10 protein-coding genes are annotated in these 11,306 nt (G+C 65.1%); 7 read left to right on the plus strand and 3 right to left on the minus strand.

Annotated features, from left to right (window positions below):
* Positions 1 to 269 precede the first annotated feature (269 nt).
* Entirely contained in the window at positions 270 to 1,418 is a 1,149-nt protein-coding gene (locus ACV22Z_RS35405) for a porin (protein WP_448080891.1), read from the minus strand.
* A 241-nt stretch (positions 1,419 to 1,659) separates the two neighbouring features.
* Here ACV22Z_RS35405 and ACV22Z_RS35410 point away from each other — a divergent pair, with 241 nt between their 5' ends.
* From ACV22Z_RS35410 to ACV22Z_RS35440, 7 genes are all read left to right on the plus strand, one after another.
* Positions 1,660 to 2,250 (plus strand): bacteriohemerythrin, encoded by a 591-nt coding sequence (locus ACV22Z_RS35410; protein WP_448080892.1) that lies wholly within the window; start codon positions 1,660 to 1,662, stop codon positions 2,248 to 2,250.
* A 28-nt stretch (positions 2,251 to 2,278) separates the two neighbouring features.
* Positions 2,279 to 3,268 (plus strand): PDR/VanB family oxidoreductase, encoded by a 990-nt coding sequence (locus tag ACV22Z_RS35415; RefSeq protein WP_448080900.1) that lies wholly within the window; start codon positions 2,279 to 2,281, stop codon positions 3,266 to 3,268.
* 45 nt (positions 3,269 to 3,313) lie between these two features.
* Entirely contained in the window at positions 3,314 to 4,615 is a 1,302-nt protein-coding gene (locus ACV22Z_RS35420; protein ID WP_448080893.1) for a Rieske 2Fe-2S domain-containing protein, read from the plus strand.
* A gap of 25 nt (positions 4,616 to 4,640) precedes the next feature.
* Positions 4,641 to 5,909 (plus strand): Rieske 2Fe-2S domain-containing protein, encoded by a 1,269-nt coding sequence (locus tag ACV22Z_RS35425; protein WP_448080894.1) that lies wholly within the window; start codon positions 4,641 to 4,643, stop codon positions 5,907 to 5,909.
* Between the two features lie 14 nt (positions 5,910 to 5,923).
* Positions 5,924 to 6,748, plus strand: a complete 825-nt coding sequence (locus ACV22Z_RS35430) for an SDR family NAD(P)-dependent oxidoreductase (protein WP_448080895.1) — start codon at positions 5,924 to 5,926, stop codon at positions 6,746 to 6,748.
* An 8-nt stretch (positions 6,749 to 6,756) separates the two neighbouring features.
* The gene (locus ACV22Z_RS35435) at positions 6,757 to 7,701 is read left to right on the plus strand and encodes an alpha/beta hydrolase (RefSeq protein WP_448080896.1); all 945 of its coding nucleotides are present in this window, start codon (positions 6,757 to 6,759) and stop codon (positions 7,699 to 7,701) included.
* A gap of 136 nt (positions 7,702 to 7,837) precedes the next feature.
* On the plus strand, positions 7,838 to 9,574 hold the full coding sequence (locus ACV22Z_RS35440) for an AMP-binding protein (protein ID WP_448080897.1): 1,737 nt from the start codon (positions 7,838 to 7,840) through the stop codon (positions 9,572 to 9,574).
* Between the two features lie 133 nt (positions 9,575 to 9,707).
* On the opposite strand, the gene ACV22Z_RS35445 is transcribed toward ACV22Z_RS35440, so the two are convergent.
* Positions 9,708 to 10,403, minus strand: a complete 696-nt coding sequence (locus tag ACV22Z_RS35445; RefSeq protein ID WP_448080898.1) for a MarR family winged helix-turn-helix transcriptional regulator — start codon at positions 10,401 to 10,403, stop codon at positions 9,708 to 9,710.
* A 205-nt stretch (positions 10,404 to 10,608) separates the two neighbouring features.
* On the minus strand, positions 10,609 to 11,187 hold the full coding sequence (locus ACV22Z_RS35450; RefSeq protein WP_448080899.1) for a YceI family protein: 579 nt from the start codon (positions 11,185 to 11,187) through the stop codon (positions 10,609 to 10,611).
* Positions 11,188 to 11,306: the final 119 nt, after the last annotated feature.

Below are 11,306 nucleotides of genomic sequence, written 5' to 3' on the forward strand. Positions count from 1 at the left end.
CTGACGGGCCTCGTGTGACGGCTCGCGCCGGGGCGCTGGTTTCAATGCAACACCAACGCCCCGACATGGCCCGGGAATTCCGCGCACACGAGATGACGCAACGCGTGGCGCGGATCACGCGCGGAACGGCCCTGCGAATCGTTTGAATATCCGCACCATGCATTGCATGACGCAGCACACGTCGTGCGAACATTGCGTGCCAGGCAAGCGAGAGATCCCGTATCGGACACTCGCCGCCTGAAGAACCACTGCGATACCTCGGCGGTCGCTCAGAACATGTGGCGAATACCCACCAACGCGCCGGTCTGGTCCACGCCCGGCAGCGGACTCGAAGCGGGCGGAATCACGCCGCCGTCGATCGTGAACGCCGCGTTGCGCTGATTGAACACATGCCCGGCAGTGACATATACCGAGGTGCGCTTCGAAAGAAAGTACATCGCGCGCGCGGCAATCACGGAGGCGCCCTGTCCACTGCCACTCACGGATATGTGGCCGAACTGCGCGTCGAGTGCGATTTGCGGAATGGGCAGATAGGTGCCGCCAATCCACCAGTAATTGCTGGTCGCGTCGAACAGCGTCGGCGTCTGCGCCCCGTGATTGATTCGATGAAGAAATCCGGCGCCCACCGTTGCGGAGCCGAACTTCACGTAACCGTCGATCACCGCACGCGTATCCGTCTGCGAACTGCTGGGCAGCGGTGAGCCGGTGCCGCCACCACCGTAGTTGCGGTCGATGGCCACCGCGCCGCCCCAGGTCGTCGCGTCGTACGCGATCCGGGCAGACATCGACTTGCAGGCCCGGTAGTCCGTCGGCGACTGGCCTGCGCACCCTCCGGCCTCGGCGGGATCCACCGCGTCACGCCCGAACGAATACGTGACCCCGATGGTCAGCCCGGACGACGTGAACGTATAGGCAACCGCGTTGTCGACCCGCGCCTGAGCGAGGTAAGGGTCCAGATCGCCGGCAGCATAGATGTTCGGCCCCATGGTGTCGCCCGGCAACGCCCAGTAGATCTGCGAATACTGCCGGCCGAAGGTCAGCGTTCCCCACCGCCCCGACAGCCCGACGTACGCCTGCCTGCCGAACAGGCGGCCGCCCTGGTTCAGCGTGCCCTGCGACGGCGCGAAACCCGACTCCAGCACGAACACGGCGCTGAGACCGCCTCCCAGATCCTCTTTGCCGCGCAATCCCCATCTCGAAGGTATGGATGCCGTGAGCGTCGGTGTGCGCACAACGCTGGATTTCCGGGGCCCGACGTTCGTCACGTATTCGATGCCGGTATCGATGATCCCGTACAACGCCACGCTGGACTGAGCCCGCGCGGCGACTGGCGCACACGTCGCCAGCAATGACAATCCGCACCAAACCACCGTACGCCACGGCAGTGCACATCGGGACAACTTCGACGGTGTACTCACTCATCCCCTCCGATCGTTAGAATGTCTGCCACGGAAGATACTTATCAAACTTCTTCCGCGTCAATTGATTTCAAATACGGGAATTCCCCTGAGTCCACACGTTCGGCACCGTGCGCCACAAACGCATTAATTAGGGCGTTTAAACCCTATTTATGCGTGATTCCACAGACATTTGCCTTCGTCATCGTTTTCCCTACCTCGACATTCTGCGCGTCGTTATCTATCTTCCACGGAAGACATATTGATCAACCGCCCTTACCGGGCGATCGCGTATCGACAAATGAAAGATTCGGAAGACAACGGGACGACCTGCTCGTCCCTGCCAGAGATGCCGGTGGCGGCCGTCGCGTTCCCCGACGCGGACGCGGCGAGCCGCACCGGCGAGAACGGACCTGTAGCCCGTGGCTTCGTGTGGGACGACGACTATGCGCTCGGCCATCTGTCGATGGACGACGCGCATCACGAGTTCGTCGACTGCGTCAACACGCTGCTCACGGTGACGGACGAGCACCTCGAAAACGCGCTCGAAGCCTTTGCCGACCATGCGGGCCGCCATTTTGGCGACGAGGACGACGCGATGCGCGGCACGGCCTATGGATCGGCCGGCTGCCATATCGACGAGCACGCGGCCGTGCTCCGATCGATCGACGAGGTTCGCGACGCACTGGCTGCGGGCAGGCCCTCGGTCGTTCGCTCGTTTGCCCGCGCGCTTGCGGACTGGTTTCCCGAGCACGTGCGGGTGATGGACCTCGGCCTCGCCCGCTGGCTCGTTCAGCAGCAACTGGGGGCGGCCCCGGTGGTCATTCGGCGTCACCCGCACAGTGCCGCCTGACACGCTCCTCTTTTATCCGGATGTCACTATGGAAACACCCACCTCCCCGATCGGCGCCACCTTGCAGGTGAACGTCGCCGCCAGGACACAGCTCGCCGAGGACATCTTCGGCTACGAGCTCACGCCGCTGTCGGATACCCCGTTGCCGGACTTCGACGCCGGCGCGCACATCGACGTGCACCTGCCCGGCGGGCTCGTGCGCCAGTATTCGCTGTACGACCTGCCCCGCGAACGCTCGCGCTACCGCATCGGCGTGCTGCGCGATCCGCAGTCTCGCGGCGGATCCGTCGCATTTCACGACAACGTTCAGGTGGGGGACACGCTCACCATCAGCATCCCGCGCAATCACTTCGCGCTGCACGGCGGCCCCGACCGATCGATTCTGTTCGCGGGCGGCATCGGCATCACGCCGATCATCTGCATGGCTGAGCAACTGGCACGCGAGAACCGGCCCTTCGACGCGCATTACTGCGGCCGCTCCCTGTCGCGCATGGCGCTTGTCGAACGCCTTCAGCACATCGCATCCGGCGGCGAATCGCACGTGCATGTGCACGCCGACGACGGCCAGGCCGCGCAGCAGCTGGACGCCCGAACCGCGATAGGCGCGCCGTCGGCCGACAAGCACCTGTACGTATGCGGGCCGACCGGCTTCATGGATCACATCCTGCAGACCGCGCGCGAACTCGGCTGGGACGACGCGCATCTGCATCGCGAATATTTCGCGGCCGCGCCGATCGATTCGTCGGAAGACGGTCCGTTCGAAATCGAAATCCAGAGTAGCGGCGCCGTCATCGAGGTGGCGGCCGATCAAAGCGTCGCGCACGCGCTGCTGGATGCAGGTTTCGACCTCCCGCTGTCCTGCGAACAGGGTGTCTGCGGCACCTGCATGACCAGGGTGATCGATGGCGTGCCGGATCATCGCGACCTCTACCTCACCGACGACGAACGGGCGCGCAACGACTGCTTCATGCCCTGCTGTTCGCGCGCCAGGACATCGCGACTGGTGCTCGATCTGTGACGGCACCGTTCGCACACCGCCAAACACCGATACAAGGAGATTTGCATGCTGACCAAGCAGGACAATGAACTGATGTGCCGCACCGGTGCCGGCACCGCGATGGGCAACGCGATGCGCCGCTTCTGGCTGCCCGTGATCCAGTCATCGGACATGCCGCAGCCGAACGGCGACCCGAAAACGATCGAACTGCTCGGGCAGCGGTTCGTGGTCTGGCGTGATCAGCAGGGCCGGCCCGGGCTCTACGACGAAGGTTGCCTGCACCGGGGCGCGTCGATGCAACTTGCCCGCGCGGACGGCGACGGCCTGCGCTGCATCTATCACGGCTGGAAATTCGCGGTGGACGGAACGGTGCTCGAGACGCCGAACGTCCCCGATCCGAAATTCAAGGACCGCATCAAGGGGCGGACCTACCCGGTGCGCGAGGCGGGTGGCCTGATCTGGGCCTACCTGGGTCCGCAGGGCAAGGAACCCCCGTTCCCGCACCGGGCCTTCATGGACCAGCCGGATTCGCATCGCATCAACGTGTGCGCGATCGTCAACTGCAACTTCGTCCAGGTGATCGAAGGGCTCGTCGACTCGTCGCATCTGACCGTGCTGCACAGTTCCGCGCTGGCCCAGACCAACGACTCCGATCTGGACTACGCGGGAAAGATCACGCACATGCAATTCGATGCCGCCCCGACGATCGAGGCGGACGAGACCGACTTCGGCTTTCACTACGTGGCGATCCGCCAGACCGGCGAACACCGCATCGCTCGCGTCACGTCGTTCATCGCGCCGTGCTTCATCGCCAACGCGAACGGCGACGTGTGGCTGGCCGCGGTGCCGATCAACGACGAGCGCTGCTACTTCTTCCATGTGTGGTGGGATGCCGAGAAGCCCGTCGGCGAAGAGCCGCTGCGCAGCGCGCAGCTCAAGTTCGTGGGCCTAGACGAGCCGACGCTCCGCAAATACGGCATGACGCTCGACACGTGCGACTCGCCGGCGGCGATGTCGTTCGGCAACGGCTATCGGCAGGATCGTCAATCGCAACGCGACGGCCACTTCACCGGCTTCGACAGCATCACGCAGGAAGACGCGGCCTGCAGCATTTCGAGCGGCCCGATCCGCGACCGCTCGCAGGAAATGCTGTCGAGCGCAGACCTCGCGATCAGCCGCCTTCATCGCACGCTGCTCGCGTGCGCGCGTGCGGAACGGGATCAGCAGGACATCCCGGCACTGCAAGCCGATGCGGGCCGTGCAATCGGCATATCGGGCAAGATCGGCCTCGACGAAGACTGGCGGCGACTGGTTCCGCATCACCGGATCGTTTCGTCCGCCGGCGCCCGCACCCAACGCAACCCATAACCCCGCTTCAGACAGGAGTTCCGACATGTTGAGTCAAAAGGATAACGAAATGCTGTGCCGCGTCGGCCCGGGTACGCCCGGCGGCGCATTGATGCGCCGTTTCTGGCACCCCGTATGCACATCGGCGCAATTGCCGGCCCCCGATTGCCCGCCGCTGCGCGTCCGTTTGCTGGGCGAGGACTACGTCGCGTTCCGGGACACCGAAGGGAACGTCGGGTTCCTGGAGGAACTGTGCATGCACCGCGGCGCCTCGCTCGCGCTTGGCCGCGTCGAGGAAGGCGGCATCCGGTGCCTTTACCACGGCTGGAAGTTCAGCGCGTCGGGCGACGTGATGGAAACGCCGAACCATGCGGACCCCCGTTACGCCGCGCGCATGAAGGCGCCCGCGTTTCCCGTACGCGAAGCCGGCGGCATCGTATGGGCATACGTCGGGCCGGCCGAACAGCTTCCGGCATTCTCGCGCTACGCGTTCATGGACGCGGAACCGGGCCACCGTGTCGTGCTGCGCGTCAACGTCGCCTGCAACTACCTGCAGCTGGTCGAAGGCGGCGAGGACAGCTCGCATGTCGGCGTACTCCATACCAACATGGCGCGCCCCGGCTGGAAGGACAATGAGTTCCAGCCCAACCAGGACGTGGTCAATCCGGCAGCGCTGGCTTCCAACGACCTGGAACCCGTGCTGAAGATCGAAGACACGGCCTTCGGCTTCCACTACGTCGCACTGCGCAAGACGAATGACGCGAACGTCCGCAACGCGCGCGTGGTCCCGTTCATCGTTCCGTACGGCCGCATCATCCCGGCTCCGGCGTTCCAGTTCACAGTCCTCGAGGTGCCCGAAGACGATACGCACACGAGCACCTATATCGTCGTCCACGGCGACGTGCCGGTGACCGAAGACAAGATCGTCGAGCTGCTCGGGCTGGACAACCCCAAGTATTACGACCGCAAGAACTGCACGTTCACGGCAAGCTGGGACGACACGTTCGGCCAGAACCGCGAACTGATGAAGGAGAACTGGACCGGGCTGCGCGGCGTCGAGGTCGAGGACGCATCGATCGGGCTGTCCCAGGGGCCGCTCTACGACCGTTCGCGCGAGCATCTGGTGCCCGCCGACCAGGCGGTCGTCCGGGTGCGCCGCGTGCTGATGGATTCGGTCAAGCGCGTGATGGAGAACCGGCCGCCGCTCGCGCTCGGCCTCGATCTGCGCGGCGTGAGCGCCTGCGACCGGCCACTCGAAGACGGCGCGGCATGGCAAGACCTGTTGCCGTCGCATCGCCAGGCCGTGGCAGCCTGAGGAGGACCATCAAGATGAACAGCAACAACCTTGACAACGTTCCGGACTACTTGTCGCTCCTGCGGCTCGACGGTCGCGGATTCGTGGTGCTGGGCGCCGGCCAGGGCATCGGCGAACAGGCCGTTCGTGCGCTCGCACAGGCCGGCGCTCGCGTACTTTGCGTCGATCGCGACGAGGCGCTCGCGCGGCACATTGCGGAAGCCGTGGGCGGGATACCGTGCATCGCGGACGCGACCGTTCGCGACGACATGCAGCGCGTGTTCGATACGGCCCGCCAGCACTTCGGCCGGATCCATGGTGTCGTCGACATCATCGGCATCGCGGGCATCAAGCCGCTCGCCGCCGTCGACGATACGTCGTGGGACCAGCAATTCGACATCGTCGTCCGTCATGCGTACCTCGCGATCCAGATCGGCGGCGAGATGATGAAGGCCGATGGCGGCGGCACCTTCGCCTTCGTCGGCTCGATCGCCGGCGATCGGGCGGTGCCGAACGAGGTCGCCTATGCGGCCTCGAAGGCCGCGTTGCATCACCTCGTGCGCTGCGCAGGTACCGAATATGCGCCCCATAACGTGCGCATCAATGCGGTGTCCCCCGGTTTCGTCCGCACGCCGCGGCTGAACCAGCGCCTGGACGAAGCGACGTGGACGGCCATCGGCAACGCCATTCCGGTCGGGCGGGCCGCCACGCCCGCGGAAATCGCGGGCCACCTGCTGTTCCTGGCCTCCGACCTGAGCGCTCACATGACCGGCGAAATCGTCACCGTCGATGGCGGCCTCAGCGTGCTGGCCGCGGTGCCCCGCATCACCTTCGCCCCGTCGGCCACACCGACTCCATGAGACCCGCAATGCTTTCTTCCACTCAAAGCCAGCTTCACCCGTCGCTCCGGCCGGTGGCTGCGGCAGCCGCAGCGAAAGCCAGCATCGCAGAGGTGAGCCCCGATGAAGCGCGTGCCGGCATCGCCGCGCGCACTGCCGCGCGGGCGCCCGGCCCGCATATCGACAAGGTTTTCGACCTTGCGATTCCGGGCCCCGGCGGCGACATCCCGGTGCGGATCTATCACCCCGATGGGGCCACCGGCGTGACGATGGCCTTTCACGGCGGCGGATGGCTGATGGGCAATGTCGACAGCCTCGACGCCGTATGCCGTCATCTCGCCAACGACTCCGGCCTGGCCGTGGTCAGCGTCGACTATCGTCTCGCGCCCGAGCATCCGTTCCCCGCGGCGCTGGACGACGTGTGGGCGGCGACCTGCTGGGTTGCCGAGCACGGCCATGAGCATGGCCTGCCGTCGTCGCGCCTGACCGTGTTCGGGGAATCCGCCGGCGGCAATCTTGCCGCGGTGGTGTGCCTGCTCGCGCGCGACCATGCGGCACCGCGCATCCTCGCGCAGGCGCTCGTCTATCCGGCAACGGATGCTCGCCAGCAGCGCGCGTCGCTGTCCGCCTATGCGGAGGGTTTCCTGCAGCGCACGGCCGACGTCGCGCACGCGTTCCGCACCTACGCCCTCGATCACGGTGTGTCGCCTTTGACGTGGACCCTCTCGCCGTTCCTCGCGGACAACCACTCCGGCCTCCCGCCGGCCCTCGTGATCACCGCCGAATGCGACGTGCTGTGCGACGACGGCGAAGCCTATGCGAGGAAACTGGCCGAAGCCGGCGTACCGGCAACCTGCGTGCGGTACTCGGGCATGTTGCATACGTTTTACGGCATGCGAGGCGAGGTCGACGCCGCGGCGCTGGCACAGCGCCAGGTGGCCGACATGCTGCGCGCCGCGGTGGCGGCCGCGTAACGACGCCGGCGACGCGCCCGGCGCACGCGGCCGGCTCGCCGCCGCGTCTGCCCCGGGCGCCTTCATGAACCAGGACGTGACCGTGGTTCCACCGGTTCACAACCGGAATTGCACATCATCGATGGAGATTGACGGAATGCATGACCTATCCGGCCGCGAGGGGCACGGTGCCCCCGTGAACGGCCTTGCACACGTGCAGGGCGCGACGGACATCGCGCTGAGCGAAGCGACGATCGGCCCGTTTCTGACAGATATCGCACGACGCTTTCCGGCCCGGCCGGCCGTCGTTTTCCGGGAGCAACACGTCAGATGGACATGGGAAGAACTCGATGCCCACGTCGATCGCCTCGCGGCCGGCCTGCTCGATCTCGGAATCGGGAAGGGCGACCGCGTCGGCATCTGGTCGCCGAATCGGGTCGAATGGCTGCTCGTCCAGTTCGCGACGGCGAGGATCGGCGCGGTCCTGGTCAACATCAATCCGGCGTATCGCGTCGCCGAGCTCGAATACGCATTGCGGAAAGTCGGATGCAAGGCGCTCGTCACGGCCGACAAGTTCAAGACGTCGGATTACCTTTCGATGCTGCTCGACATCGCGCCCGAACTCGGCCACCAGGACGCCGGCGCGTTGAATTGCGCGCGCCTGCCCGATCTTCGCGTGGTGATTTGCGTCAGCGATTCGGGCATGCCGGGCGTGACGCCATTCGCGTCCGTGACGCAACGCGGCGACGATGCCCTCCGCGAGAAGGGCCCGGCATGGCTTCACGCGCTTGAAGCATCGTTGTCGCCGAGTGACGCGATCAATATCCAGTTCACCAGCGGCACGACGGGCAGCCCGAAAGGCGCGACGCTGACGCATCGCAATGTCGTCAACAATGCACGATTCGTCGCGATGGCGATGAAGTTGTCCGAAACCGATTCGCTCTGCATCCCGGTCCCGCTCTACCACTGCTTCGGCATGGTGCTCGGCGTACTGGCGTGCGTGTCGGTGGGTGCGCAAATGGTGTTCCCGGGCGAGGGATTCGACGCCGGCGCGACGCTCGCGGCGGTCTCGGAGGAGCGCTGTACCGCGCTTCACGGCGTGCCGACGATGTTCATCGCGGAACTGCAACACCCGGACTTTGCATCATTCGACCTGAGCAGCCTGAGAACCGGCATCATGGCCGGATCGCCGTGCCCGATCGAAACGATGAAACAGGTCGTCGACAGGATGCACATGCGGGAGATCACGATCGCATACGGGATGACCGAAACCAGCCCGGTATCGTTCCAGAGCGCCACGACCGATCCGCTGGACAAGCGGACGACCACCGTCGGCAAGATTCAGCCCCACCTCGAAGTCAGGATCGTCGACGCATCCGGCAATACCGTCCCCGTCGGCGAGACCGGCGAACTCTGCACCAAGGGCTATTCGGTGATGCTCGGATATTGGGGCGACGACGAAAAGACCCGCGAAAGCGTTGTCGACGGCTGGATGCATACCGGCGATCTCGCGACCATCGACGCGGACGGTTATTGCAACATCGTCGGCCGGCTCAAGGATATGGTGATCCGCGGCGGCGAGAACATCTATCCTCGCGAAATCGAGGAATATCTGTTCAGGCATCCAAAATTGCAGAATGTCCAGGTGTTCGGCGTGCCGGACCCGAAGCATGGCGAGGAACTCTGCGCCTGGATCGTGCTGAAGCAGGGCGAGTACGCGACCGAGGACGAGATCCGGGATTTCTGCCGGGGACGGATTGCGCATTACAAGGTGCCGAAGTACATCCGGTTCGTCAGCGATTTGCCGATGACGGTCACCGGCAAGATCCAGAAATTCGCGATGCGTGACGAGATGATTCGCGCGCTGAAACTGAGCGATCAAAAGACGGCGTGACGTTGCCGTCGCGCGCCGCTACCACTCTGACGGACATGACGGGGCGCGGCGATTGCAACGCTCGCCCGGTTCCCTCTGGCAGCTCCGGGCCCGTCTCGGCCCGGAAGCCTTCAACCCGACCGGCGGCGCTGCGCTATTCCTCGCTCCGCGCCGCGCGCCGTGACGCCTTGGCGCGCCGCTTCGACGATGCGTCATCGGGCTCTTCGAGTCCGGGCAGCACGAGCTCTTCCATCAACGCCAGCGTGCGCAAGCAGAACGCATTGCCGGCAGCACGCTCTTCATCCGAAAAATGCGCCATCGCGGGCGCAATCGACGATTCTTCCGCGAGCTTCACGACCGCCTTTTCGACGACGTCGAGGCCCTTCTTCGTCAGGTGCACGATGAACCCGCCGCCGTGGCTCGGATCGGGCTGCCGTTCCACCATGCCGAGCGCGGCCAGGCGGTCGATCTTCTTGGTGATCGCGCCCGAGGTCACGAGCAGCGCCCGGTACAGGTCGGTCGGACGCTTCGCGTACGGATGGCCGCTGCGGCGCAACGCGAGCAGCACACGCATGTCGGAGCCGCTGATGCCTGCCATGCGCTGGCACATCTTGTCGAAGGCCTGGTCGACGAGCGTGCCGAGCCGCATGAAGTAGATCGCGAGCAGGAAGTTGGAGAGATCGAGATCGCTGCGCTCGCGCTGCCATTGCAACGAGATGAACTCGATGAGGCTTTTCCCCGGAAGATTCGTGCCGCCGGGAGAATCCGCCGATGTCGACGATGCAGGCTTGCGGGTCCGGGCGCGCGCGGGGGGCTTCTTGGCGGTCGTGCTCATCTCGATGGCTTCCATGCATTGTCATGCGATTTCGGCCGATTGTGGCACACCCGCCCCTCGAGAACAATCTTCCACGGAAGCTCGGCCGCCCGGCGGCCGGCAAAAAAAAGCGCCACGCCCCGACAGGGAAACGTGGCGCAAGCCAAACACCGCCGCGCGGAGGAGAAGTTCGCGGCGGCTCACCCTTCACGGGCCGTGCGCCCCGTGCCGGCACGCCTGCTTACTGCTTGAGCGCTTCGGCCGTGATCAGCAGCCTGGTCTTCATCTTGAAGCCGTACGCCTTGCCATAGTCGACGCCGAAGTCGTCGCGATTGAACTCGCCGACCGCATCGATGCCGCACACTTCACGCTTGAGCATCGGATGCGGCATGCACCTGAACGAGTCGATCTTCAGCGTCAGCGGCTTCGTGACGCCATGCATCGTCAGGTTGCCGACCACCGAAACCGGCTTGTCGCCGTTGAACTTGATCGCGCCCTTGTAGACCGCCTCCGGATACTTCGCCGTGTCGAAGAAGTCCGGCGTCCGCAGTTGCTCGTCGAGCTTGTCGTTGCCCGTGCGGACCGATGCGATGTCGGTCGTCACTTCGACCGTGCCCGTCTTCGCCGCGCGATCGAGCGTCACCGTGCCGCTCGACTTGTCGAACTTGCCGCGCCACACCGACAGCCCGCCGAAGTGATCGGCCTCGAAGCTCGGGTATGTGTGAGCCGGATCGAACTGGTACGTCGACACGTCGGCGAATGCCGGGAACGACAGCGAGGCGGCGAGTGCGCCCGCCGCAATCATCAGATGCTTCTTCAAGTCAATCTCCTTGCAATGTTGAGTTGCCACGCCGGTCTGCGGCGTTGGGTAATGCGACGCCGCCGCGCTTACTTCGTGGCGACGATATGAAACTTGATCTGCACTTCGTCGGCGACGAT

This window comes from Burkholderia sp. PU8-34 (assembly GCF_053427725.1).

Bases quoted from the DNA above. Each gene is read 5' to 3' on its own strand.
- ACV22Z_RS35415 (WP_448080900.1), top strand. From the start codon at position 2,279: ATGGAAACACCCACCTCCCCGATCGGCGCCACCTTGCAGGTGAACGTC.
- ACV22Z_RS35420 (WP_448080893.1), top strand. From the start codon at position 3,314: ATGCTGACCAAGCAGGACAATGAACTGATGTGCCGCACCGGTGCCGGC.
- ACV22Z_RS35425 (WP_448080894.1), top strand. From the start codon at position 4,641: ATGTTGAGTCAAAAGGATAACGAAATGCTGTGCCGCGTCGGCCCGGGT.
- ACV22Z_RS35430 (WP_448080895.1), top strand. From the start codon at position 5,924: ATGAACAGCAACAACCTTGACAACGTTCCGGACTACTTGTCGCTCCTG.
- ACV22Z_RS35435 (WP_448080896.1), top strand. From the start codon at position 6,757: ATGCTTTCTTCCACTCAAAGCCAGCTTCACCCGTCGCTCCGGCCGGTG.
- ACV22Z_RS35440 (WP_448080897.1), top strand. From the start codon at position 7,838: ATGCATGACCTATCCGGCCGCGAGGGGCACGGTGCCCCCGTGAACGGC.
- ACV22Z_RS35445 (WP_448080898.1), bottom strand. From the start codon at position 10,403: ATGGAAGCCATCGAGATGAGCACGACCGCCAAGAAGCCCCCCGCGCGC.